The organism is Streptomyces sp. 11x1 (assembly GCF_032598905.1).
Taxonomy (GTDB): domain Bacteria; phylum Actinomycetota; class Actinomycetes; order Streptomycetales; family Streptomycetaceae; genus Streptomyces.
The window spans coordinates 5,198,673-5,222,198 of record NZ_CP122458.1 but is presented as its reverse complement, the minus strand read 5'-3'; the positions used below and the strand labels follow the sequence as shown (position 1 = coordinate 5,222,198).

General features: G+C 71.8%; 21 protein-coding genes. 15 read left to right on the top strand and 6 right to left on the bottom strand.

Features of this window, described 5'->3' with window-relative positions:
• Positions 1 to 260 precede the first annotated feature (260 nt).
• The gene (locus P8T65_RS22875; protein ID WP_316727146.1) at positions 261 to 1,313 is read left to right on the top strand and encodes a J domain-containing protein; all 1,053 of its coding nucleotides are present in this window, start codon (positions 261 to 263) and stop codon (positions 1,311 to 1,313) included.
• A gap of 107 nt (positions 1,314 to 1,420) precedes the next feature.
• Complete coding sequence (locus tag P8T65_RS22870) at positions 1,421 to 1,750, top strand: rhodanese-like domain-containing protein (RefSeq protein ID WP_230215576.1); 330 nt, start codon at positions 1,421 to 1,423, stop codon at positions 1,748 to 1,750.
• A gap of 290 nt (positions 1,751 to 2,040) precedes the next feature.
• On the opposite strand, the gene P8T65_RS22865 is transcribed toward P8T65_RS22870, so the two are convergent.
• Positions 2,041 to 3,267 (bottom strand): acyl-CoA dehydrogenase, encoded by a 1,227-nt coding sequence (locus tag P8T65_RS22865; protein WP_316727145.1) that lies wholly within the window; start codon positions 3,265 to 3,267, stop codon positions 2,041 to 2,043.
• Between the two features lie 326 nt (positions 3,268 to 3,593).
• Between P8T65_RS22865 and P8T65_RS22860 the strand changes: the two genes are divergently transcribed.
• From P8T65_RS22860 to P8T65_RS22850, 3 genes are all read left to right on the top strand, one after another.
• A complete protein-coding gene (locus P8T65_RS22860; RefSeq protein WP_316727144.1) occupies positions 3,594 to 4,523 on the top strand; it encodes a DUF5819 family protein in 930 nt (309 codons plus the stop codon).
• Between the two features lie 5 nt (positions 4,524 to 4,528).
• A complete protein-coding gene (locus P8T65_RS22855) occupies positions 4,529 to 5,830 on the top strand; it encodes an HTTM domain-containing protein (RefSeq protein WP_316731675.1) in 1,302 nt (433 codons plus the stop codon).
• 215 nt (positions 5,831 to 6,045) lie between these two features.
• Positions 6,046 to 6,780 carry a TrmH family RNA methyltransferase gene (locus P8T65_RS22850; RefSeq protein WP_316731674.1) on the top strand — a complete coding sequence of 245 codons (735 nt, stop codon included), beginning with the start codon at positions 6,046 to 6,048 and terminating at the stop codon, positions 6,778 to 6,780.
• A 23-nt stretch (positions 6,781 to 6,803) separates the two neighbouring features.
• Here the strand turns inward: P8T65_RS22850 and paaN are convergent, their stop codons facing one another.
• The gene (gene paaN / locus P8T65_RS22845; RefSeq protein WP_316727143.1) at positions 6,804 to 8,510 is read right to left on the bottom strand and encodes a phenylacetic acid degradation protein PaaN; all 1,707 of its coding nucleotides are present in this window, start codon (positions 8,508 to 8,510) and stop codon (positions 6,804 to 6,806) included.
• Positions 8,511 to 8,711: 201 nt separating this feature from the next.
• Between paaN and P8T65_RS22840 the strand changes: the two genes are divergently transcribed.
• Positions 8,712 to 10,229 carry a 3-hydroxyacyl-CoA dehydrogenase gene (locus P8T65_RS22840; RefSeq protein ID WP_316727142.1) on the top strand — a complete coding sequence of 506 codons (1,518 nt, stop codon included), beginning with the start codon at positions 8,712 to 8,714 and terminating at the stop codon, positions 10,227 to 10,229.
• The gene (locus P8T65_RS22835; protein ID WP_230215480.1) at positions 10,226 to 10,816 is read left to right on the top strand and encodes a TetR/AcrR family transcriptional regulator; all 591 of its coding nucleotides are present in this window, start codon (positions 10,226 to 10,228) and stop codon (positions 10,814 to 10,816) included. The genes P8T65_RS22840 and P8T65_RS22835 overlap by 4 nt, the downstream gene beginning before the upstream one ends.
• A 90-nt stretch (positions 10,817 to 10,906) precedes the next feature.
• Here the strand turns inward: P8T65_RS22835 and P8T65_RS22830 are convergent, their stop codons facing one another.
• On the bottom strand, positions 10,907 to 11,392 hold the full coding sequence (locus tag P8T65_RS22830; RefSeq protein ID WP_316731673.1) for an Lrp/AsnC family transcriptional regulator: 486 nt from the start codon (positions 11,390 to 11,392) through the stop codon (positions 10,907 to 10,909).
• A 189-nt stretch (positions 11,393 to 11,581) separates the two neighbouring features.
• Between P8T65_RS22830 and pdhA the strand changes: the two genes are divergently transcribed.
• The 6 genes from pdhA (at position 11,582) to P8T65_RS22800 (ending at position 18,734) form a co-directional block, all read left to right on the top strand.
• The gene (gene pdhA, locus P8T65_RS22825; protein ID WP_316727141.1) at positions 11,582 to 12,718 is read left to right on the top strand and encodes a pyruvate dehydrogenase (acetyl-transferring) E1 component subunit alpha; all 1,137 of its coding nucleotides are present in this window, start codon (positions 11,582 to 11,584) and stop codon (positions 12,716 to 12,718) included.
• Positions 12,715 to 13,719, top strand: coding sequence for an alpha-ketoacid dehydrogenase subunit beta (locus P8T65_RS22820; RefSeq protein ID WP_217185198.1), 1,005 nt, complete (start codon positions 12,715 to 12,717; stop codon positions 13,717 to 13,719). Before pdhA ends, P8T65_RS22820 begins: the two co-directional genes overlap by 4 nt.
• The gene (locus P8T65_RS22815; RefSeq protein WP_316727140.1) at positions 13,719 to 15,098 is read left to right on the top strand and encodes a dihydrolipoamide acetyltransferase family protein; all 1,380 of its coding nucleotides are present in this window, start codon (positions 13,719 to 13,721) and stop codon (positions 15,096 to 15,098) included. The genes P8T65_RS22820 and P8T65_RS22815 overlap by 1 nt, the downstream gene beginning before the upstream one ends.
• Before the next feature lie 114 nt (positions 15,099 to 15,212).
• Positions 15,213 to 16,178, top strand: a complete 966-nt coding sequence (locus P8T65_RS22810) for an NTP transferase domain-containing protein (RefSeq protein ID WP_316727139.1) — start codon at positions 15,213 to 15,215, stop codon at positions 16,176 to 16,178.
• Positions 16,175 to 17,530 (top strand): molybdopterin molybdotransferase MoeA, encoded by a 1,356-nt coding sequence (locus P8T65_RS22805; RefSeq protein WP_316727138.1) that lies wholly within the window; start codon positions 16,175 to 16,177, stop codon positions 17,528 to 17,530. Before P8T65_RS22810 ends, P8T65_RS22805 begins: the two co-directional genes overlap by 4 nt.
• A gap of 112 nt (positions 17,531 to 17,642) precedes the next feature.
• Positions 17,643 to 18,734, top strand: a complete 1,092-nt coding sequence (locus P8T65_RS22800; protein ID WP_316727137.1) for a potassium channel family protein — start codon at positions 17,643 to 17,645, stop codon at positions 18,732 to 18,734.
• 79 nt (positions 18,735 to 18,813) lie between these two features.
• On the opposite strand, the gene P8T65_RS22795 is transcribed toward P8T65_RS22800, so the two are convergent.
• Together P8T65_RS22795 and P8T65_RS22790 are read right to left on the bottom strand one after the other, a co-directional pair.
• Positions 18,814 to 19,662, bottom strand: coding sequence for an ABC transporter permease (locus tag P8T65_RS22795; RefSeq protein WP_184906284.1), 849 nt, complete (start codon positions 19,660 to 19,662; stop codon positions 18,814 to 18,816).
• Entirely contained in the window at positions 19,659 to 20,687 is a 1,029-nt protein-coding gene (locus P8T65_RS22790) for an ATP-binding cassette domain-containing protein (RefSeq protein WP_316727136.1), read from the bottom strand. Before P8T65_RS22790 ends, P8T65_RS22795 begins: the two co-directional genes overlap by 4 nt.
• 513 nt (positions 20,688 to 21,200) lie before the next feature.
• Between P8T65_RS22790 and P8T65_RS22785 the strand changes: the two genes are divergently transcribed.
• On the top strand, positions 21,201 to 22,181 hold the full coding sequence (locus tag P8T65_RS22785) for an NAD(P)H-quinone oxidoreductase (protein WP_316727135.1): 981 nt from the start codon (positions 21,201 to 21,203) through the stop codon (positions 22,179 to 22,181).
• A gap of 46 nt (positions 22,182 to 22,227) precedes the next feature.
• Here P8T65_RS22785 and P8T65_RS22780 read toward each other — a convergent pair whose 3' ends face one another.
• Entirely contained in the window at positions 22,228 to 22,659 is a 432-nt protein-coding gene (locus P8T65_RS22780; RefSeq protein ID WP_316727134.1) for a hypothetical protein, read from the bottom strand.
• A gap of 192 nt (positions 22,660 to 22,851) precedes the next feature.
• Between P8T65_RS22780 and P8T65_RS22775 the strand changes: the two genes are divergently transcribed.
• A complete protein-coding gene (locus tag P8T65_RS22775; protein ID WP_184906276.1) occupies positions 22,852 to 23,397 on the top strand; it encodes a bacterial proteasome activator family protein in 546 nt (181 codons plus the stop codon).
• The last annotated feature ends 129 nt before the right edge of the window (positions 23,398 to 23,526 follow it).

Below are 23,526 nucleotides of genomic sequence, written 5' to 3'. Positions count from 1 at the left end.
ACGACGGACCCCGAGGTGCGGGGCGAGGGGGACGGGGCGGTCAGGCGTGATGGCGGCGGGAGGGTCGGGGCTGCCTTGGGTGATGGAGGCGGACGGGAAGAGTGGCCTGGGCCGATGAGGGTGGACGAACAGGGCAGCCTGGGTGATGAGGGTCGACGGACAGAGCGACCTGGGGTGGTCGGGCATTCGTAGGTATGCGCGATGGCCAGGTGTCCGGTGGCTTGCGGTTCGGCCTGGGGCCGTGGCCTAGGCTGGGTCGGGTGACGACCCCGGAAGCCGACCAGACACCGTCCGAGCGCTCCACCGAGCCCGTGGAGACCACGGAGCCCGGCGCGGGCGCCGAGCCCGGCGGAGCGACGCCGTCCGCCGAGGGCGACGCGTCTGCCCGGACGTCGGGGCCTGCCGAGACGTCGGTGTCCGACGCGGCATCCGCCGATGGTCAGGGGGACGCCGGGGAGGTGGGCACCGGGCGGCCCGAGGAGCGGCTGGAGCGGGCCGTGCGGGCGGCCGAGCAGGCGTTGATCGAGTACGAGATCGCCGTGGAGACCTTCCGGGTGGAAGTCGAGAACTTCTCCCGGTTGCATCATCAGAAGCTCGGCCCCATGTACGCGCGGCTCGACGAGCTGGACGCCCAGATCGCCGAGGCGAAGGCGGCGCGCACCGGTGACCCCGAGGACGTGCGCAAGGCGCAGGAAGCGCGCGCTCGGGTCATGCCCATGCCGGGCGTGGAGGAGTTGTTCCACGGCTGGATGGACTCGGAGGGGTTGTTCCCCGAGGCGGCGGCCATGCTCACCGACCAGCCCGTGCGGCCCCCGGAGCGGGTCCGCCCGAGCGACGAGGCCCGCAGGCTCTACCGCGAACTGGTGCGCAAGGCGCACCCCGACCTGGCGCGGGACGACAAGGAGCGGGAGCGGCGGGACGAGTTCATCGCCCGGGTGAACGCCGCCTACGGCCGTGGTGACGAGGTGCTGCTGCGGGAGCTGTCAGAGGAGTGGGCGGCCGGGCCAGTGCCTCAGGAGCAGAGGCCGAGTCGCGCCGAGGAGCTGTACGCACGGCTGGAATGGCTCGCCCAGCGCAAGGAGCTTCTCGCGCTCCTCGCCCGTGAGCTGGAGGAGGGCGCCATCGGCTCGATGCTCCGCCTCGCGCCGGACGACCCGGACCGCCTCCTCGACGAGATCGCCGACCAGCTGCTCGCGGAGGTCGAGCAGCGGGAGGCGGAGCTGGCGGGGCTGGTCGGCCAGGACGTCGACAGTGGCCGGGACGGTCAGGGGGAGCAAGACGGTCAGGGAGGCCAGGACCGGCAGGGTGGCTGAGGCGGCTTGGGCTGCTGAGTCGGTCCGCTGGTCCGCTCGGTTGCCGACGGCTTCGGACGGCGGCCGTTCGGTCGGGTAGCGTCGGACGCATGCATTTCGGAGCGGGTGTGCCCACGGTCGAGGTCACAGACCTCAAGGACGACGACTTCCTGCTGGACGTCCGGGAGGACGACGAGTGGCAGGCGGGTCATGCCGAAGGGGCGCTGCACATTCCCATCAGTGAGTTCGTGGCGCGCTACGGCGAGCTCACCGAGGCGGCGCCGCAGGACGGCAGGGTCCATGTGATCTGCCGCTCGGGCGGACGTTCGGCGCAGGTCACCAACTATCTTGTCCAGCAGGGCATCGACGCCGTGAACGTCGACGGCGGCATGCAGGTCTGGGCTGCCGCCGGTCGTCCCGTGGTGGATGACAAGGGCGGGGCGGGCTTCGTTCTCTAGGCCCTGGCGTCACATTCCCGCCTGCCCCGCGACGCCATGCGCGCGCTCTCGACGCACCGGGCACTGACCCGAGTACGTCCGGTACGCCGGTCAGTGCCCGGCACGCCGAGAGCACGCTCCCCCGGTCTCGGCTGCGCTCGACCGGGAGGTACCCCCACGACGCCGCGGGGCCGCCCTTCGGGCGACGACGGGAATGTGACGACAGGGCCTGTGGGGGGCGTGGCGGTTCGGGGCGCGCGGAGGACGAACGGATCGGACGGGCGCGCCCCGCGTCGAGGCGTGCGCGGTGCTCAGCCGAGGGGGTGTGCCGCCAGCAGGTCCCCGAGGGCCTCCTCGTGGGCCGCCGCAGGACCGAGCGACAGTTCGAGATGCTTGGCCCAGGCGTGGTAGCGGTGCAGGGGATAGTCGACGTCGGCGCCGAAGCCCCCGTGCAGATGCTGCGCGGTCTGCACGACCCGCCGTACTCCTTCCGAGGCCCAGATCTTGGCCACGGCCACGTCTCCGGAGGCGGGCAGCGCACCTGCCGCGCCGGAGGTGATGCGCCAGGCGGCCTGCCACAGCGTCGCCTCCATCGCGCGCAGGTCGATGAAGCGGTCGGCGGCCTGGACAGCGACGGCCTGGAACGAGGCGATCGGGAAGCCGAACTGTTCGCGTTTGCCGGCGTAGTCGCTGGTCATGCCCAGGACACCCTCACCCAGGCCGAGCGCCAGTGCGCAGGTGCCGGTGACCAGCAGGTCCCGTAGCCGTTCCCACGCGCCTTCCGCGTCGAGGACGTTGCGGTCGGCGATCCGCGTCGAATCCAGTCGCAGTTCCGCGAGCCGTTCGCCGGTGGTGGAGATCTGCTCAGCGAGCGTCACCCCTGCGTGGAGGCGGGGGACGAGGGCGAGCACTGCCCGGCCGTCTTCGGCGGCGACCGGGTCCTGTTCGGCGGCCCCGGCCTCGGCTGCCCCGTCGGCTCGCTCGGCGGAGGCGCCGGGGGCCACCGACGTCGGTGCGACCGTCGCGGGGACGACGATGAAGTCCGCGTTGTGGGCCCAGGGCACCGCCGTCTGTGTGCCGTCCAGAACCCAGGCGCCGCCTTCGTCCCGGCGGGCGGTCACGGCGAGCTCGGCCGGATCGTGTCCGGTGCGGCCGTGCGCGGCGACGGTCAGGACGACCTCTCCCCGGCCGACGCGCGCGAGCAGTTCCGCCTTCAGCTCCTCGTCGCCGTGGGCCTGCACGGCCACGGCGGCCGCGCTGCTCTCCAGCAGAGGGACCCTGGCCAGCACCTTCGACGACTCGCGCAGCACCAGGCAGAGGGCGATCGGATCGAGCCCCGACCCTCTGTACGCGGGATCGAGCAACAGGCTGAGCAGGTCAGCGTCGGCGAGCTTCGCCCACAGGGCCCGGTCGAAGTCGTCGGCGACCGCCCCCGGCACGAGCGACGGGCTGGGCACTTCGTCCGGCGCGACCCCGGCGAACACCGCCCTCGCCGCCTCGGCCGCCGCCTGCTGCTCCTCGGTGAACGTGAAGTCCACGGTCCCGCCCCTTCCGTGTCGCCGATGACGGGGCGTCAAGATAGAACAGGTTCTAGAAGAAGGGAATGGTGTGGCGGCGCTCGGGCGACGGCCGGGTGACGAACGCCTGGTCCGACGAGCGGCAGCGCGGGCGCAGCGGTTTTCGGGAGAGAAGCGGACCACACCGCGCCGTAAGGTGTCCCCCGCTGTGGATAACCTCAGGGGTGCCGTGTGAGCGGTGTGACGATGTGACTGCTGTGGCCATCGGGGCTGTGCCGGAGGAACGCGGCTGAGTAAGTTCCGGTGGGGAAGTCGACCGGGTAGTGGAAATCGGGGAGCTGGGCGCAATGGACGCGAACGACGAGGGCTCGAACGCCCGGCGAGGGCCGGACGAGCCCGAGGACGACGCGGCCTCCGTGCGCGATACGCCGCCGAAGGGGCCGAAGAGCCAGCCGCCCCGTGAGGCAGCGACGCGGTCGCCGCACCCGTCCGAGTCCTCGGAGCCGCTCGTGGGGTCGCCGTCGGAGGCGTCCTCCCCCTCGCGGCCGGAGCGGATAGCAGAGCCGGCGCAGCCGGCCTCCGGTATCGCCGCGCTGACCCTGCCGTACCAGATCGCCGTGGCGCTGGTGCTCGCGATCGTGGCGGTGGCGACCTGCGCGCATCTCGGGCTGGTGTTTCTGCACATAGCCCCCTCGAACACACTGACGAAGCAGCACGGCCAAGCGGTCGACGAATGGGTCTACCCGGAGTTCGAGCAGAACTGGAAGCTGTTCGCGCCGAACCCGCTGCAGCAGAACATCGCGGTGGAGGCGCGCGCCGAGGTCCGCACGGCCGACGGTGAGGTGCGGACCACCGGCTGGTACGACCTGTCGGCGCTCGACGGCGCCGCGATCGACCACAATCCGGTGCCCAGCCACACCCAGCAGAACGAACTGCGCCGGGCCTGGGACTTCTACACCGCCACGCATGACGGCGAGCACCGCGCCACCTCGTCGCGCGGTGATCTGTCCGAGCGCTATGTGCGCCGCATCGTCGTGATGCGCCTCGACCGTGAGCAGGCCGGCGGCCCCGGCGGACAGATCGAGCGCATCCAGCTCCGGTCCCGTACCACCAATGTGCAGCCGCCCGAGTGGAGCGAGGAAAAGGTGTCCGACAAGCCCGTCGTCCGCGAGTTGCCCTGGTGGTCGGTGACTGGCGACGACCGGACGGACGCCGCCGCCGACGCGGCCGGTGCCGACCGTGCCGTCACCGGTCGGACGGAGGCGAGCGCCGGATGAGCTCCATGAGCCCGCCCCACCCGGTTCCGCCGGTGAGCCCCGTGGGACGCCTCGTCGCCGCGATCGGCAACGGCATCACCCGTGTCACCGATCGCGCGCTGGGCCCGTACCAGAGCGCGATCATCCGGATCGGCTTCTCGGCGACCTGGCTGCTGTTCCTGTTGCGCGAGTTCCCGCACCGGCGCGAGCTGTACGGCCCCGAAGGGCCCTGGAGCTTCGAGCTGGCCCAGCGGCTGATCGCGGACAACAACGCCTTCACGGTGCTGATGTGGTCCGACAGCATGGTGTGGTTCGAGATCGTCTACGCCCTTGCCGTCCTGTCGACCTTCCTGCTGCTGCTCGGCTGGCGCACCCGCGCCGTGAGCGTCCTGTTCATGGTGGGCGTGCTCTCGCTGCAGAACCGCAGCGTCTTCATGGGGGACGGCGGCGACAACGTCATCCACCTCATGGCGATCTACCTCGTCTTCGTCCGCTGCGCCCAGGTCTGGTCGCTGGACGCACGGCGCGCACGGCGCACGTGCGAGCGCCTGGAGCGCGACGGCAGGGCGCAGGAGGATCTGGTCGGGCCCGTTCTCTGGTGTGTCCTCGGTTTCGCGCTGCTGGTGGCGACGTTCGGCGGCCTGATCCCCGGGGGCCTGCTGGGCGGCTGGCTCACTTTCTTCTGGGGCCTGTGGGCGGTGCACGGGCTGTGGTGGGTCGCCGGGCGCGTCGAGTCGGACACCAAGCCGCGTGCGCTGCTCGACATCGTCGGCAATCTCTCGCACAACGCCGCCCTGGTCGTGATCATGGCCGAGGCATGTCTGATCTACGCGGCGGCCGGCTGGTACAAGATCCAGGGCTCGCGCTGGCAGGACGGCACGGCCGCCTACTACCCGTTCCACCTGGACTACTTCTCGCCCTGGGCCGCGCTCTCCGACCTGATGTCGTCCAGCGGCACGATGGTGATGCTGGTGACGTACGGGACGGTGATCGTGCAGGTCGCCTTCCCGTTCACGCTCTTCAACAGGCGGGTCAAGAACGTCCTGCTGGCGGTCATGATGACCGAGCACGCCGTGATCGCCGTCGTGCTGGGGCTGCCGTTCTTCTCGCTTGCGATGATCGCCGCCGACGCCGTTTTTCTGCCGACGCCCTTCCTTAAACGCCTGGGTGGCCTGGTGGCCCGCGCGCGTGACCGCGTCCTGCGCCGTGTGCCGCCGGGCGCCGACCCGACGATCCCGGGCCCGCGCGCCCCAGAGCAATCTCCGCTCCCCCAGGAGAAGCAGGAGAAGGGGACGGCCGAGCAGCCCCCCGTAGGCTTCACCGCATGAACGATCCGGTGAGCGCGCCAGGGGGCGAAGAGGCCGACGGACCTGCGAGCGAAGCGGCGGGCGAGCCTGAGGGCGTAGCGGCGGGCGAGCCTGGGGGCGGAGCGGCGGCCGGACCGGTGGCGGGACCCGCTGTGGACCCGGTGAGCGGCTCAACATCCGCACGTCCCGCCGATGCCTCGGCGAGCGCATCGCCCGCCTCCCCGGCCGGGGACCCCGTGCGGGCCTGGCGTCGTCTCGTCGACACCGCCGTCCTGCTCGACGGTTTTCACGCCCTCAAGCACGCCGTGCGCTTCGGCGCCGACGTGCCGGTGGCCGTCACCGTCGACCGTGCGGCGGCGCTCGCCCTCGCCGACGACCTGGCCCCGGACGTACGGGACCGGCTCGCGGGTCTCCTCCAGGAGGTCCCGGAGGAGACGTATCGGACCCTCGTGGCGCGCCCGCACCCCACCGCCGTCGCCGCCCTGGCCGTGCGCCCCGCGCGCGAGGACCATCTGGCGGCGCTGGCCCACATGCCGCGCACCGCCCCGGTCGTCGTCCTCGACAACCCGCGCAACCTGGGCAACGCGGGGGCCGTGATCCGCCTGGCGGCCGGCTTCGGCGCGACCGGTGTGGTCACCACGGGCACCATGGACCCCTGGCACCCCACAGTGGTGCGCGGCGGGGCGGGCCTGCACTTCGCGACCGCCGTCGAGCGCCTGAGCGTGGCCGAACTGCCCCCGGGCCCCCTCTTCGCGCTCGACCCCGAGGGCGACGACATCCGGGGGCTGAAGCTCCCGGACGACGCCGTTCTCGCCTTCGGCTCCGAGCGCAGCGGTCTCTCCACCGAACTGCGCTCCCGAGCAGACCACTTGCTGTCGCTCCCGATGCGTCCCCAGGTCTCCAGCTACAACCTGGCGACGAGCGTGGCGATGACGCTGTACCACTGGAGCGCGGGGTCGGGCGCTCCCTGAGGGGCGCTCAGCGGCGTGATCCGTTACGCCTCACGGCGCACTTCGACCACCCGGAACCGGTTGGCGACGAACGCCCCGTCGCACAGGGCCGCGTTCGCCGCCGGGTTGCCACCGGATCCGTGGAAGTCGGAGAACGCCGCGGTCTGGTTGACGTAGACCCCGCCCGTGAGGTTCAGCGACAGCTGCGCGCACTCCTCCAGGCAGACCTCCTCGACGGCCTCGGCCACCTCGTCGGAGGTCGTGTACGCGCCGACGGTCATCGCGCCCTTCTCGGCGATGGTCCGGCGCAGCAGGTCCAGCCCGTCCGCCGCCGAGTCCACCGCGACGGCGAACGACACCGGCCCGAAGCACTCGCTCAGGTACGCGGCCTCGTCGTCGGTGCGCTCCCAGTACTTGCGCGCGCCGTCGAGCTTCACGATCACCGGCGTCCTGACGACCGCGTCCGGGAACTCGGGGTGGGTGATCTCCCGGGAGGGGAGCGCGACTTCGCCGAGGGAGGCGGCCGCTTCGAGGCGGGCCTTGACGTCGGGGTTCACGATCGCGCCGAGCAGCGCGTTCGCGCGCGCGTCGTCGCCCAGCAGGCCGCCGACGGACTTGGCGAGATCGGTGACGACCTCGTCGTAGGACTTGGCGCCCTCGTCGGTGCTGATGCCGTCGCGGGGGATGAGCAGGTTCTGCGGGGTGGTGCACATCTGGCCGCTGTACAGGGAGAGGGAGAAGGCCAGGTTGGAGAGCATGCCCTTGTAGTCGGCGGTGGAGTCGACGAGCACCGTGTTGACGCCGGCCTTCTCCGTGTAGACCTCAGCCTGGCGGGCGTTGGCCTCCAGCCAGTCGCCGAAGGACGTGGATCCCGTGTAGTCGATGATGCGGATCTCGGGGCGGGTCGCCAGGTCCTTGGCGATGCCCTCGCCGGGGCGTTCGGCGGCCAGCGCCACCAGGTTGGGGTCGAAGCCGGTCTCCGCGAGAACCTCGCGGGCGACCTGGACCGTGAGGGCGAGCGGCAGCACCGCGCGCGGGTGGGGCTTCACGAGCACCGCGTTGCCGGTGGCGAGGGAGGCGAACAGGCCCGGGTAGCCGTTCCACGTGGGGAAGGTGTTGCAGCCGATGACCAGGGCGATTCCGCGCGGGACGGGCTTGAAGCTCTTGGTGAGCGCGAGCGGGTCGCGCTTGCCCTGGGGCTTGCTCCACGCCGCCTCGTCGGGGGTGCGGACCTGCTCCGCATACGCGTAGGCCACCGCCTCCAGGCCACGGTCCTGGGCGTGCGGGCCGCCGGCCTGGAACGCCATCATGAACGCCTGGCCGCTGGTGTGCATGACGGCGTGGGCGAACTCGTGGGTGCGGTCGCTGATGCGCTTGAGGATCTCCAGGCACACCGCCGCGCGCGCCTCCGCGCCCGCGTCGCGCCACGCGCGCTGCCCGGCCTTCATGGCGGGCAGCAGCGTGTCCACGTCCGCGTGCGGGTAGGTGACGCCCAGCTCGATGCCGTACGGGGAGGTCTCGCCGCCCACCCAGTCGTCGGTGCCGGGCTGGCCGAGGTCGAGACGGGTGCCGAGGAGGGCGTCGAAGGCGGCCTTGCCGTCGGCCATGCCCAGGCTGCCGTTCTCGCCGTACGCCTTGGGGTGCTCGGGGTGGGGCGACCAGTACGCGCGGGTGCGGATCGCTTCCAGGGCCTGGTCGAGGGTGGGCCGGTGCTGGGCGATCAGGGCGTGCGCGGACGGTTCGGCGGCCATGCTTGACCAACTCCTCACGTCAGGGGCTCTTCATCGAGCTCTGACCTGGGCAGGAATGAATTTGAGGGATGGCGCGAAGCGCCTCGTGCAGGGTGGTGGTGGGCGACGGGCGGGCGGACACGGCTAGAGTAACCGAACGATCGGTCGGGACAAGGGGGTCCGCCGCATCTGTGGACAACCCCGTGCGGGAGGATCGCGCACATGACAGCACTCGACCTCAGCAGCCCCGTGGCCGTCGTCGGCACCGGCACCATGGGCCAGGGCATCGCCCAGGTCGCGTTGGTCGCCGGCCATCCCGTACGCCTGTTCGACTCCGCCCCCGGTCGTGCCCAGGAGGCTGCCGAGGCGATCGGCGCCCGGCTCGACCGGCTCGTCGCGAAGGACCGCATGACGGGCGCGGACCGGGACTCCGCGCGCGCCCGGCTGCACGCCGCCGAGAACCTCGCCGACCTCGCGGACTGCGGCCTGGTCGTCGAGGCCGTCCTGGAGCGGCTGGACGTCAAACAGGAGCTGTTCCGCGCCCTGGAGGACATCGTCGGCGAGGACTGCCTGCTCGCCACCAACACCTCCTCCCTGTCCGTCACGGCCATCGGTGGTGCCCTGCGCAACCCGGGCCGCTTCGTGGGCCTGCACTTCTTCAACCCCGCGCCGCTGCTGCCGCTCGTCGAGGTCGTCTCCGGGTTCGCCACCGACGTCACCTCGGCCACGCGCGCGTACGAGCTGGCGCGCGTCTGGGGCAAGACGCCGGTCGCCTGCGCGGACACCCCCGGCTTCATCGTCAACCGCATCGCACGGCCGTTCTATGCGGAGGCCTTCGCGGTCTACGAGGCGCAGGCCGCCGAGCCCGTCACCATCGACGCGATCCTGCGGGAGTGCGGCGGCTTCAGGATGGGCGCCTTCGAACTGACCGACCTCATCGGGCAGGACGTCAACGAGTCCGTCACCCACTCCGTCTGGCAGGCGTTCTTCCAGGACGTGCGCTTCACGCCCTCGCTCGCCCAGCGACGGCTCGTCGAGTCCGGCCGGCTCGGCAACAAGACGGGACAGGGCTGGTACGACCACACCGACGGCGCCGAGCGCCCCGAGCCGCACACCGCCGAGCCGGTGCCCGCGCCGGCGTACGTCGTCGTCGAGGGCGACCTCGGCCCCGCCTCCGACCTGCTCACCCTGATCCGGGAGGCGGGCATCCCCGTCCGTGAGGACGAGGAGGACCACGGCACCCGGCTCGTCCTGCCGAGCGGCGGCCAGCTGGCCCTCGCCGACGGACAGACTTCGGTGGAGTTCCGGGACGTCGTCTACTTCGACCTGGCGCTCGACTACCGCAGAGCCACCCGGATCGCGCTCTCCGCCTCCCAGGACACCTCACCGCAGACCCTCACCGAGGCCACAGGCCTCTTCCAGGCGCTCGGCAAGGACGTCAGCGTCATCGGGGACGCCCCCGGGATGATCGTGGCCCGCACGGTGGCACGGATCATCGACCTCGCGCACGACGCCGTCGCCAAGGGGGTGGCCACCAAGGAGGACATCGACACGGCGATGCGGCTGGGCGTCAACTACCCGATGGGGCCCTTCGAATGGAGCCGCAGGCTGGGCCGGAACTGGGCGTACGCCCTCCTGGACGATCTGCACCTGCGCGACCCGTCCGGACGCTACGCGCCGTCCCTGGCGCTCTACCGCCACGCCTACGCCTCCGACAAGCGGGAGGGCACCTCCTCATGACCACCGCCAAGCGCGACACGTACACCCCGGAGACGCTGTTGTCCGTCGCCGTCCGGGTCTTCAACGAGCGCGGCTACGACGGCACGTCCATGGAGCACCTGTCCAGGGCGGCCGGTATCTCCAAGTCGTCGATATACCACCACGTCACCGGCAAGGAGGAGTTGCTGCGCCGGGCCGTCAGCCGGGCACTGGACGGCCTCTTCGGGATCCTCGACGAGGAACCGGCGCGCGAGGGGCGGGCGGTGGAGCGCCTGGAGCACGTCGTCCGGCGCATGGTCGAGGTGCTCATGAACGAGCTCCCCTACGTGACCCTGTTGCTGCGGGTGCGCGGCAACACCGACACCGAGCGCTGGGCGCTGGAGCGGCGCCGCGACTTCGACCACCGGGTCGCCGAACTGCTGAAGGCGGCGGCGGCCGACGGGGACGTCCGGGGTGACGTGGAGGTGCGGCTCGCGACCCGGCTGGTCTTCGGGATGATCAACTCGATCGTGGAGTGGTACCGGCCGGACGGGCGGGGCATGGGCGAGCGGGAAGTGTCCGACGCCGTGGCGCACCTGGTGTTCTCGGGGTTGCGCGCCCAGGGGTGAGCCGTCCTCGGTGGGCGCCCCTCGGCGGGCTCCTCGGTGAGCGCGTGCGCCTGGGTGCCGTGCGGCGGGACGCCCGGCCCTCGGGCCCGCTCAGCCCTCCGGTTCCACGTCCTCCTCCTCGAACACCAGCAGCGTCCGGGTGCTGAGCACCTCAGGGATGGCCTGCAGCTTGGTGAGGACGACCTCGCGCAGGGCTCTGTTGTCCGAGGTGTGCACCAGCAGCAGGACGTCGTAGTCGCCGCCCACCAGCGCGATGTGGGCGGCGCCGGCGAGCTGGCGCAGCTGGTCGCGGACCGTGCGCCAGGAGTTCTGCACGATCTTGAGGGTGATGTAGGCCGAGGTGCCCTTGCCGGCGCGCTCGTGGTTCACGCGCGCCCCGAAGCCCCGGATCACGCCGTCCTCGATGAGGCGGTTGATGCGCGCGTAGGCGTTGGCACGGGAGACGTGGACCCGTTCGGCGACCGACCGTATCGAGGCGCGGCCGTCCGCCTGCAGCATGCGCAGGATGTCCTGGTCTATGGCGTCCAGCGGGCGAGGGGGCGGCAGTGTCGGGCCGTGCTCCGACGGCTCGGCCATTTGTTCAGGTGCCATGTGCCCCCGCCTCCCTGCCATGGACGTACTGCGTTCATTTGAGGTTGTGCAGAACCGTTTGTCCACAGCCTCAGGGTGCCTGTAGCCAAAATGCGCCAACGACCGAACAATCGGTAGGTGAGACGCGTCACAACCGTGCCGCGTCCCTGAGCCACTCCCACGAGGAGGTGCCGTATGACGGTCATGGAGCAGCGGGGCGCGTACCGCCCGACACCGCCGCCCGCCTGGCAGCCCCGCACGGACCCCGCGCCGCTGCTGCCCGACGCCCTGCCGTACCGCGTGCTCGGCACGGACGTGGCTGCCGACGCCGATCCCGCGCTGCTGCGCCGGCTCTACGCCGAGCTGGTGCGCGGCCGCCGCTACAACACCCAGGCCACGGCCCTGACCAAGCAGGGCAGGCTCGCCGTCTACCCCTCCAGCACCGGCCAGGAGGCCTGCGAGGTCGCCGCCGCGCTCGTCCTCGAGGAGCGGGACTGGCTCTTCCCGAGCTACCGCGACACGCTCGCCGCCGTCGCACGCGGCCTCGACCCCGTCCAGGCGCTCACCCTGCTGCGCGGCGACTGGCACACCGGCTACGACCCGCACGAGCACCGTGTCGCGCCCCTGTGCACCCCCCTCGCCACCCAGCTCCCGCACGCCGTGGGCCTCGCGCACGCCGCCCGCCTCAAGGGCGACGACGTGGTGGCGCTCGCCCTGGTCGGCGACGGCGGCACCAGCGAGGGCGACTTCCACGAGGCCCTCAACTTCGCCGCCGTCTGGCAGGCTCCGGTGGTCTTCCTCGTCCAGAACAACGGCTTCGCGATCTCCGTCCCGCTGGCCAAGCAGACCGCCGCCCCGTCGCTCGCCCACAAGGCCGTCGGCTACGGGATGCCGGGCCGCCTGGTCGACGGCAACGACGTGGCGGCCGTGCACCAGGTGCTCGCCGAAGCCGTGGCCCACGCCCGCGCGGGCGGCGGACCCACGCTGGTCGAGGCGGTGACGTACCGCATCGACGCCCACACCAACGCCGACGACGCCACCCGCTACCGGGGCGACGCCGAGGTCGAGACCTGGCGCGCGCACGACCCGATCGCGCTCCTGGAGCACGAGCTGACCGAACGCGGACTCCTCGACGAGGACGGCATCCGGGCCGCCCGGGACGCCGCCGAGGCGATGGCCGCCGACCTGCGCGAGCGCATGAACCAGGACCCGGTCCTCGACCCCATGGACCTCTTCGCCCATGTGTACGCCGAACCCACCCCCCAACTGCGCGAACAGGAAGCCCTGCTGCGGGCCGAGCTGGCGGCGGAGGAAGAAGGGGCGCACCGATGACCACCGTCGCGCTCAAGCCCGCCACCATGGCGCAGGCGCTCACCCGCGCCCTGCGCGACGCCATGACCGCCGACCCCACCGTGCACGTCATGGGAGAGGACGTCGGCACCCTCGGCGGTGTCTTCCGGGTCACCGACGGCCTCGCCAAGGAGTTCGGCGAGGACCGCGTCACCGATACCCCGCTCGCCGAGGCGGGCATCCTCGGCACGGCCGTCGGCATGGCCATGTACGGGCTGCGGCCGGTCGTGGAGATGCAGTTCGACGCGTTCGCCTACCCGGCGTTCGAGCAGCTCATCAGCCATGTCGCGCGGATGCGCAACCGCACGCGCGGCGCCATGCCGTTGCCGATCACGATCCGCGTCCCGTACGGCGGCGGCATCGGCGGCGTCGAGCACCACAGCGACTCCTCCGAGGCGTACTACATGGCGACCCCCGGCCTCCATGTCGTCACGCCCGCCACCGTCGCCGACGCCTACGGGCTGCTGCGCGCCGCGATCGCCTCCGACGACCCGGTGGTCTTCCTGGAGCCCAAGCGTCTGTACTGGTCGAAGGACACCTGGAACCCCGAGGAACCGCAGAGCGTCGAGCCGATCGGCCGCGCGGTCGTGCGCCGCACGGGCCGCAGCGCCACGCTCATCACCTACGGCCCGTCCGTGCCCGTCTGCCTGGAGGCCGCCGAGGCGGCCACCGCCGAGGGCTGGGACCTCGAAGTCGTCGACCTGCGCTCCCTGGTGCCCTTCGACGACGAGACGGTCGCCGCGTCGGTACGGCGGACCGGACGCGCGGTGGTCGTGCACGAGTCCGGCTCCTACGGCGGCCCGGGCGGCGAGATCGCGGCCCGTGTGACCGAGCGCTGCTTCCACCACCTGGAGGCGCCCGTGCTGCGCGTCGCCGGGTTCGACATCCCGTATCCGCCGCCGATGCTGGAACGGCACCATCTGCCCGGCGTCGACCGGATCCTGGACGCCGTGGGGCGCCTGCAGTGGGAGGCGGAGAACTGATGGCCCAGGTGCTGGAGTTCAAGCTGCCCGACCTCGGCGAGGGACTGACCGAGGCCGAGATCGTCCGCTGGCTCGTCCAGGTCGGCGACGTCGTCGCGATCGACCAGCCCGTCGTCGAGGTCGAGACGGCCAAGGCCATGGTCGAGGTCCCCTGCCCCTACGGCGGTGTCGTCACCGCCCGCTTCGGCGAGGAGGGCACGGAACTGCCCGTCGGCTCACCGCTGTTGACCGTGGCGGTGGGAGCGCCGGTCACCGAAGGTTCCGCCGGTACGCCGGGCACGGGCACCGCCGACAGAAGCGAGGGCTCCGGCAACGTGCTGGTCGGCTACGGCACCGGTGCGGCCCCGGCACGCCGCAGGCGGGTGCGGCCGGGCGAGACGATCCGGCCCCTGGGCCCGGCCGCGCCGACGGTGGCGCTCGACTCCGTCGGGACGGCGGCGGTCCCGGCTACTTCCCCCGCGCGCCCGGACGGGCCCGTGCCCGTCATCTCCCCGCTCGTCCGCCGTCTCGCCCGGGAGAACGGGCTCGACCTGCGGGAGCTGCGGGGATCGGGGCCCGAGGGCCTGATCCTGCGGGCGGACGTGGAGCACGCGCTGCGGGCCGCCACGGCTCCGGCCCAGGAACCCCTGGCCGTGACCGTCACACCGACCGCGACTCCGGACTCGCGGTCCGTGCCCGCGGGCACCGTGTCCGGTACCCGTGTCCCCCTCCGTGGCATCCGTGGCGCCGTCGCCGACAAGCTCTCCCGCAGCCGGCGTGAGATCCCGGACGCGACCTGCTGGGTGGACGCCGACGCGACGGAGCTGATGAACGCCCGCACGGCCATGAACGCCGCCGGAGGACCGAAGATCTCCCTCCTGGCGTTGCTCGCCCGTATCTGCACCTCCGCGCTGGCCCGATTCCCCGAGCTCAACGCCACGGTCGACATGGAGGCCCGCGAGGTCGTACGGCTGGAGCAGGTGCACCTCGGGTTCGCCGCCCAGACGGAACGAGGGCTGGTCGTCCCCGTCGTGCGGGACGCGCACACCAGGAACGCGGAGTCGCTCGGCGCGGAGTTCGCCCGGCTGACCGAGGCTGCACGCACCGGCACCCTGACGCCCGGCCAGCTGACCGGCGGCACCTTCACGCTCAACAACTACGGCGTGTTCGGTGTCGACGGCTCCACGCCGATCATCAACCACCCCGAGGCCGCCATGCTCGGCGTCGGCCGCATCGTCCCCAAGCCCTGGGTGCACCGGGGCGAGCTGGCGGTACGGCAGGTCGTGCAGCTCTCGCTCACCTTCGACCACCGGGTGTGCGACGGCGGCACGGCGGGCGGCTTCCTGCGGTACGTGGCGGACTGCGTCGAGCAGCCGGCGGTGCTGCTGCGCACGCTCTGATCACCGCCTTCGTCCGTCGGGTCCGGCCGCCGGGGCGGCGGCCGGACCCGACCGGGCCGGGAACGCGCGGCCTCCCCCGTTCCCAGTGATCGTGGAGGCCCGCATACTCGGAGGGTGACTGTGTACGAGCACCCCGGGGACCCCGGTACCGACGTGTTCGACGCCGTCGTACTCGCCGGTGGTGCCGCTCGGCGGCTCGGCGGCACGGACAAGCCCGCCGTGCGTGTCGGCGGACGGGCCCTGCTCGACCGCGTGCTGCGCGCCTGCGCCGCGGCCGGGACGACCGTGGTCGTCTCCGACCCCCGGCCCACCGCGCGGCCCGTCCTGTGGGCCCGCGAGGAACCCTCCGGCGGCGGTCCGCTCGCCGCGCTGGACGCCGGACTCCGGCACACCACCGCGCCGTACGTCGTCGTTCTCTCCGCCGACCTGCCTTTCCTGGACGAGAAGACGGTACGGCGACTGCTCGACGCCCTCAGGGCCGACGAGGGGACTGCCGACGGTGTCCTGGTCACCGACCCCGACGGCCGTGACCAGCCGCTCGTGGCCGCCCACCGGGCCGAGGCCCTCCGCCGAGAGCTCGCGCGGCTCGCCGTCGAGCACGACGGGCTGACGGGGCTCCCCCTGCGGCGGCTGACCGCCGCACTGCGCCTCACCCGAATCACCGACCCCCTCGCGTCCTTCGACTGCGACACCTGGGACGACATCGCCGCCGCCCGCGCAAGGATCAGGGAGCATGGCCACGTGTTGGATGAATGGATTTCCGCAGTCAAGGACGAGCTGGGGATCGACCTCGACGTCGACATCACCGAGCTGCTCGACCTCGCCCGTGACGCCGCCCACAGCGTGGCCCGGCCCGCCGCCCCGCTGACCACCTTCCTCATCGGCTACGCCGCCGCCAAGGCTGGGGGAGGTCCTGAGGCCGTCACCGAGGCCGCGCGCAAGGCCTCAGCCCTGGCTCTGCGCTGGGCCGACGAGACCACTCCCGAGGCCGGGCCGGGTGCCCTGCCCGAAGCCGCCCCGGCCGCCCAGCCTCACCCCGGGCCCGGCGCCGGCCAGGACACCGGCCCGGCCGCCGGATGACCGCCCAGGACGCCGAGGAACTCGACGTGGAGGAGGCGCTGGCCGTGGCCAACGACAGGCCCGCCCGGGGACCGGCCGAGCTGCGCTCCTCCCGCGAGACCCCCACGACCGGTCGGACCGGCGTGCACCGGGCCAAGGACGATTCCCACCACCGGGCCACTTCCTGGCCCGAGGCCCGGGCCGTCGCCGAACGCGCCGCCCGCTCGGCCGGGCGCAGGGCCCCCGTGTCGGTCACGGTCGACAAGGCGCTCGGTCTCGTGCTCGCCGCCCCGCTCACCGCCCTCACCGACCTTCCCTCCTTCGACACCTCGGCGATGGACGGCTGGGCGGTCGCGGGCCCCGGCCCCTGGGCGGTACGCGAGGACGGAGTGCTGGCGGGGCACGGCGAGTCCGACCGGCTCACGGACGGGGAGGCGGTCCGGATCGCCACTGGCGCCCGTATCCCGCCGGACACGACCGCCGTCCTGCGCAGCGAGCACGGCCGCACCGACGACAAGGGGCGACTGCACCCGACCCGGGACCTCGCCCACGGGCAGGACATCCGGCCACGAGGCCAGGAGTGCCGCAACGGCGACCAACTGCTGCCGCTCGGCACGCAGATCACCCCGGCCGCGCTCGGGCTCGCGTCGGCCGCCGGGTACGACACGTTGAGCGTGCTCCCCCGCCCACGCGTCGAACTGCTCGTCCTGGGCGACGAACTGCTCACCGAGGGGCTCCCGCGTGAGGGCTCGATCCGGGACGCCCTCGGACCGATGCTGCCCTCCTGGCTCCGGGCACTGGGCGCCGAGGTCACCGCCGTACGCCGCCTCGGCGACGACGCCGACGCCCTGTACCGGGCGATGAAGAAGTCCTCCGCCGACCTCATCGTCACCACGGGCGGCACGGCGTCCGGACCCGTCGACCATGTCCACCCCACCCTGCGCCGTGTCGGGGCCGAACTCCTCGTCGACGGGGTGAAGGTACGCCCGGGCCACCCCATGCTGCTGGCCCGGATCAAGCCGGATCAGCACCTCGTCGGGCTGCCCGGTAACCCCCTGGCCGCCGTGTCCGGGCTGTTCACGCTCGCCGAGCCGCTGCTGCGCACCCTCGCCGGGCGCGCCGCCCCGGAGTCGTACACGATGCCGCTTCGGGAGGCGGTGCACGGGCACCCGTACGACACACGGCTCGTGCCGGTCAGTCTGCGGGGTGATGACGCCCTTCCGCTGCACTACAACGGTCCCGCTATGCTCCGCGGAATCGCCACCGCCGATGCCCTCGCCGTCGTACCGCCGGGAGGCGCTCGTTCCGGCCAGGAGCTGGAACTGCTCGATCTGCCCTGGGCGACGGCGGGCATCCAGGTGTGTTTCACGTGAAACGTCGATACGGCCAACCGGCCTTGCGACCAACGGTGTTTCACGTGAAACAACAGGCAGTCGGGGGCGGAGTGCAGCCAGGGGATGTACGCCGAAACGGGGAGTGTTTCACGTGAAACTTCCGGGCCAGGACGCGATCGCCCGCAATGCGGACGAGCGTCACGTGACCCACCAGGTGAGACTGCCGAAACGAGAGGTCGAGCGGCCGATCCGTCAGGTCGGCAAGCGACTGGCGATGGCCTTGTTCCTGCTGGTCGCCACCGCCTTCATCGTCTATGCCGACCATGAGGGGTACAACGACAACTCCGACGGATCAGTGGATCTGCTCGACGCGTTCTACTACGCCACCGTCACCCTCTCCACCACCGGATACGGCGACATCACCCCGGTCAGCGATGCTGCCCGGTTCACCAACATCTTCGTGATCACGCCGTTGCGTGTGCTGTTCCTGATCATCCTGGTCGGCACCACGCTGGAGGTTCTCACGGAGCGCACGCGCGAGGAATGGCGACTGAACCGCTGGAGGGCGGCCTTGAGGGAGCACACCGTTGTCGTCGGCTGGGGGACGAAGGGGCGTTCGGCGGTCCAGACCGTCTGCGCGACGGGTCTGAAGAAGGAGCAGGTCGTCGTCGTGGACCCGAGCTCGAAGGCCATCGAGGCGGCGACCTCCGAGGGGTACACGGGGGTCATCGGGGACGCGACCCGCAGCGATGTGCTGCTGCGGGCCGAGCTGCAGAAGGCGCGCCAGATCATCATCTCGACCGCGCGTGACGGCACCGCCGTTCTGGTGGCGCTGACCGCCCGCCAGCTCAACCGGGGCGCGAAGATCGTGGCCGCCGTCCGGGAAGAGGAGAACGCGCCGCTGCTGAAGCAGTCCGGGGCCGATGTCGTCATCACCAGCGCCAGCGCGGCCGGGCGGCTCCTCGGGCTCTCCGTGCTCAGCCCCGCCGCCGGCATGGTGATGGAGGACCTCATCCAACAGGGCAGCGGGCTCGACATCGCCGAACGGCCGGTCATAAAGGCCGAGGTGGGGCGAGGCGTTCGGGAGACGGAGGACCTGGTGGTCAGCGTGCTGCGCGGACACCGGGTGCTGGGCTACGACGATCCGTCCATCGGTGAGCTGCAGTTGACGGACCGGCTGATCACCATCGTCCGGGCCACCCCGAGCACGAAGATCACCCCCGAGACCAAGCACCTGCCGTAGCGGGAGCGAAAGCCGTAGCGGGAACGAAAAAGGTGGCCCCAGGATCCCGTACCCCGGGGCCACCCTCTTGCAGCGATCGCTACTTGCGGTTGTACAGCCGCATCGTGATCGGTCCGAAGACCAGCACGAACAGGGCGGACCAGCCCAGCGTCCAGGCGAGCTCCGCAGTCGGCCACTCGCCCGCCATCAACTCGCGGACCGCCGAGGCCAGATGCGTGACCGGGCTGTTGTTGACGAACGCCTGGAGCCAGCCCGGCATGGTGCTCGGATCGACGAAGACGTTGGACAGGAAGGTCAGCGGGAAGATCACCATCATGCTGACGCCCATCACGGACTTCTCGGTGCGCAGCATGAGACCCAACATCGTCCAGATCCACGAGAACGAGAACGAGAAGACGATGAGCAGCGCGACCCCGGCGACCACGCCGACCACGCCACCGTCCGGGCGGTAGCCGAGGATCATGCCGACGGTGAGCATCACCACCGACGCGATCGCGTAGCGCAGGGCGTCGCCCAGCAGATAGCCGACCATCGTCGACGGCCGCCAGATGGGCAGCGAGCGGAACCGGTCGAAGACACCCTTCTCGATGTCCGTGTTGACCGAGACGCCGGTGTACATCGTGATCATCACGACCGACATCACCAGGATGCCGGGCAGCAGGAACTGGATGTACTGCTCCGGTGAGCCGGCCAGCGCCCCGCCGAAGAGGTACGTGTACATCAGCACCATCATGATCGGGAAGGCGGTGACGTCGAAGAGCTGCTCCGGTACGTGTTTGATCTTGAGCATGGCCCGCCAGCCGAACGTCAGCGAGGCCGACACGGCGCTGGGCCGCGGCGGGCGTTCCTTCGCGATGAGGAGCGCGGCGAGCGACTCGGCGCTGACGGGGGCGAGTTCCTTGTTGTCGGTGGTGGTGGCGGTGCTCATGCCGCTGCCTCGTCCTTCGTCTCGGGGGCGCCCTCGGCCTGCGCGGCCGCCCTGGTGTCGTGACCGGTGAGGGCGAGGAACACCTCGTCCAGACTGGGCTGGCCCAGCGAGAAGTTGTCGACGGTGATGCCGGTGCGGGCCAGTTCGGCGAGCGCCCGGGCGGCGGCCTCGGCGGCCCCCTGTCCGCCCGCGGATCCCGCGCCGACGCGCGCCGTCAGCGCCACCGGGTCCGGCTCGCGCTGCACGTCGGCGTCGAGGGCGAGGCGCAGCACCTCCTCGGCCTGCGGCCGCTGGGCCGCGTCACGCAGCCGCAGATGGACGGAACCGGCGCCCACGGACGCCTTCAGCTCACCCTTCGTGCCCTCCGCGATCACCTTGCCCTGGTCGATGACCGCGATCCGGGACGCCAGCTGGTCCGCCTCGTCCAGATACTGCGTGGTCAGCAGCACGGTCGTGCCCTGGGCGACCACCGCGCGCACGATGTCCCACACATGGTTGCGGCTGCGTGGGTCGAGGCCGGTCGTCGGCTCGTCCAGGAACAGCAGGTCGGGCGTGTTGAGGATGGACGCGGCGATGTCGATACGGCGCCGCATGCCGCCCGAGTAGTGCTTGACCTGCTTTCCGGCCGCGTCGCTCAGTCCGAAGGCCTCCAACAGCTGACCGGCGCGCTGCCGGGCCGTTCGCTTGTCGTGGCCGAGGAGCCGGGCGAGCAGCACCAGGTTCTCGCTGCCGGTGAGGTCTTCGTCCACGGAGGCGTACTGCCCGGTCAGGCTGACCCGGCCGCGTACCTCGTCGGCCTCCCGGACGACGTCGTGTCCGAAGACGTGCGCCTGGCCGCCGTCGGGACGCAGCAGTGTGGCGAGCATCTTCACGGTGGTGGTCTTGCCGGCGCCGTTCGGGCCGAGGACGCCGTAGACCGTGCCGGCGGGCACGGCCAGGTCGACGCCGTCGACGGCCCGGGTCTCGCCGAACGTCTTCACCAGACCCGCGGTCTCGATCGCGAGGCCGGACGTCTGTGCGCTCATGTTGAGATCCTTCCGCGTACGGGGCCCGTGTCCGGGGCTACGCAAGGGGAGACCGCCGGGACCGCCGGAACTCATCGGTCGCCGCGCGGGAAAACCGCGGGAAACACGATCGCGTCGGCTGCTTCGGTGTCGGAGCGAAGCGCGTCGGCGAGAACCCGTGCGGCCGTGGGGTCTCCACGGTCTCTCCGATGGGGGTATATCGCACCCCGATTACGCCCGACCAGAGACGAACGACCGAGGGACCGCCGGGGCCGGGCCGGGCGGGCGGCAGTGGGCCGGCGATGGGAGACGACGAGGCGGAACCCGTGATGCGAGACGACGAGGCGGGCGGCGAGGCTGGACCGCGGTGGGAGCCCGCAGAGCCAGGCTATGGGGCGGCCGGGGTGGTGTTGCAGGTCGGAGCCCCGGGGTGTCGCGAGGGAGGCACGGGGGTGCGGGGGCAGTCCGGGATCGGCGAAGCCAGGGGGTACGGGGCCGGGATCGGACGGGGAGGGCGGGGGTAGCGTCCCTCTCATGCATGCGATCACGATTCCCGATCCCGGTGGACCCGAGGCCCTGGTCTGGGACGAGGTCCCCGACCCGGTGCCCGGCGAGGGCGAAGTGCTCATCGAGGTGGCGGCGAGCGCCGTGAACCGCGCCGACCTGCTGCAGCGGCAGGGCTTCTACGACCCACCGCCCGGCGCCTCCCTCTACCCCGGCCTGGAGTGTTCCGGCCGAGTCGCGGAGATCGGGCCCGGGGTGGCCGGGTGGAGCGTCGGCGACGAGGTGTGCGCGCTGCTCTCGGGCGGCGGCTACGCGGAGAAGGTCGTTGTTCCGGCCGGCCAGCTGCTGCCGGTCCCCTCCGGCCTCGACCTCCGGCAGGCCGCCGCGTTGCCCGAGGTGACCTGTACGGTCTGGTCGAACGTCTTCATGATCGCCCACCTGCGTCCCGGTGAGACGCTCCTCGTACACGGCGGTTCCGGCGGCATCGGCACGATGGCCATCCAGCTCGCCAAGGCCGTCGGCGCGAAGGTCGCCGTCACGGCGGGTACCGAGGAGAAGCTGGAGCAGTGCGCCGCCCTGGGCGCGGACATCCTGATCAACTACCGCGAGCAGGACTTCGTCGAGGAGGTCCGGGCGGCCACGGACGGCAGGGGCGCCGACGTCATCCTCGACAACATGGGCGCAAAGTACCTGGATCGCAACGTCCGGGTCCTCGCGGTCAACGGACGGCTCGCGATCATCGGCTTGCAGGGCGGTATCAAGGGCGAGCTGAACATCGGCGCCCTCCTCGCCAAGCGGGCGGCGATCAGCGCGACCTCGCTGCGGGCCCGGCCCCAGGAGGAGAAGACGGCCATCGTGGCCGCCGTACGCGAACATGTCTGGCCCCTGATCGGCGGTGGCCATGTGCGTCCGGTCGTCGACCGGGAGATCCCCATGGACGACGCGGCCACGGCGCACCGGGTGCTGGAGGAGAGCGGCCACGTGGGCAAGGTGTTGCTGGTGGTGCCGTAGGAGGGCTCAGCCGGACCCCGGCCTGACTCTGTGGCCCGACTCCGGTTCAGTACCGCCGTATGCGCAGCCCCACGAAGGCCAGTCCGAGGCCCATGCCTATGAGAATCAGGCCGCCACCGAGGGCGAGGGCCTGTAGGACGGGCTCCTCGACGGTCGCCGTGCCGGTACCGGGTGGCACGCCGGGCACGGGCAGGGCGGCGTTCTGGGAGGGGTCGGGGGCGAGGGGGGAGCCCGGGCCGTCCGGTTCGGTGGCGGGCTCTTCCGGGAGCGTGGAGGTCTCGTCCTCCGGTTCCGCGGGGACTGCGTCCGGCCGCCCCGGCCGTTCGCGGCCTTCGCCCGCGCGGCTGCCGGCCCAGGAGGTCGCGGGGTCGGGATCGGCCGCGTACGCCGTCGGCGCGACCCCCGTCACCAGAACGACGAGCAGCCCCGCGACGAGAACGGGTCCCGTCACGCGCACCGAACGAAGCCAGGTAGCCACGCCCTCAGCGTCACACGGCACCGACCTCCCGGCATCCGGACGCATCGCAGCGCTCCTCCGAGCGGACCGACCTCGACACCGCGCGGCGGCATCGGTGGGTCGGGGGCGCGGGCCGTGGCTACGTAAACGGTGGATCACCCTGTGTGGGGGGCACCAGGGTGGTGGGGTGTTCGCGTGCGAGAGAATGACGGCATGGAGATGCCGAGGAACGAACGGTCGCCCGAACAGCCCCAGATCCTGGTCGTGGGCCAGGACGGCATGGCGGTGGGCGGCGGTGGAGGCGATGAGGACTCCCGCGAGGTCCCGGTGACGGAGATGGTGGAACAGCCGGCCAAGGTCATGCGCATCGGCAGCATGATCAAGCAACTGCTCGAAGAGGTACGGGTCGCCCCCCTCGACGAGGCCAGCCGGGCCCGGCTGAAGGAGATCCACGCCAGCTCCGTCAAGGAACTGGAGGACGGCCTGGCGCCCGAGCTGGTGGAGGAGTTGGAGCGGCTCTCCCTGCCCTTCACCGACGAGGTGATCCCGAGCGACGCGGAACTGCGGATCGCCCAGGCCCAGTTGGTCGGCTGGCTCGAAGGCCTCTTCCACGGGATCCAGACGACGCTGTTCGCCCAGCAGATGGCCGCCCGGGCGCAGTTGGAGCAGATGCGCCGCGCGCTGCCGCCCGGCGTCGGCGGCCACGAAGGCGACGACGACCCGCGCACGGTCGGCCGCTCCGGCGGTCCGTATCTCTAGCCACTCCTTCCGGCGGGCCTTCGGCGAGAGCCTCTGAGAGCCGTTCGGCAAAACCCCCCCACCACGTACGCAAGGGCCCGGCACACCGAGTGCCGGGCCCTTCCTACGACCGTTCCCGCAATGGCTGCG

Coding starts and splice junctions, on each gene's coding strand:
- P8T65_RS22860 (WP_316727144.1), top strand. CDS start 3,594: ATGGACGCGAACGACGAGGGCTCGAACGCCCGGCGAGGGCCGGACGAG.
- P8T65_RS22855 (WP_316731675.1), top strand. CDS start 4,529: ATGAGCCCGCCCCACCCGGTTCCGCCGGTGAGCCCCGTGGGACGCCTC.
- paaN (WP_316727143.1), bottom strand. CDS start 8,510: ATGGCCGCCGAACCGTCCGCGCACGCCCTGATCGCCCAGCACCGGCCC.
- P8T65_RS22840 (WP_316727142.1), top strand. CDS start 8,712: ATGACAGCACTCGACCTCAGCAGCCCCGTGGCCGTCGTCGGCACCGGC.
- P8T65_RS22835 (WP_230215480.1), top strand. CDS start 10,226: ATGACCACCGCCAAGCGCGACACGTACACCCCGGAGACGCTGTTGTCC.
- P8T65_RS22830 (WP_316731673.1), bottom strand. CDS start 11,392: ATGGCCGAGCCGTCGGAGCACGGCCCGACACTGCCGCCCCCTCGCCCG.
- pdhA (WP_316727141.1), top strand. CDS start 11,582: ATGACGGTCATGGAGCAGCGGGGCGCGTACCGCCCGACACCGCCGCCC.
- P8T65_RS22820 (WP_217185198.1), top strand. CDS start 12,715: ATGACCACCGTCGCGCTCAAGCCCGCCACCATGGCGCAGGCGCTCACC.
- P8T65_RS22815 (WP_316727140.1), top strand. CDS start 13,719: ATGGCCCAGGTGCTGGAGTTCAAGCTGCCCGACCTCGGCGAGGGACTG.
- P8T65_RS22805 (WP_316727138.1), top strand. CDS start 16,175: ATGACCGCCCAGGACGCCGAGGAACTCGACGTGGAGGAGGCGCTGGCC.
- P8T65_RS22795 (WP_184906284.1), bottom strand. CDS start 19,662: ATGAGCACCGCCACCACCACCGACAACAAGGAACTCGCCCCCGTCAGC.
- P8T65_RS22790 (WP_316727136.1), bottom strand. CDS start 20,687: ATGAGCGCACAGACGTCCGGCCTCGCGATCGAGACCGCGGGTCTGGTG.
- P8T65_RS22785 (WP_316727135.1), top strand. CDS start 21,201: ATGCATGCGATCACGATTCCCGATCCCGGTGGACCCGAGGCCCTGGTC.
- P8T65_RS22775 (WP_184906276.1), top strand. CDS start 22,852: ATGGAGATGCCGAGGAACGAACGGTCGCCCGAACAGCCCCAGATCCTG.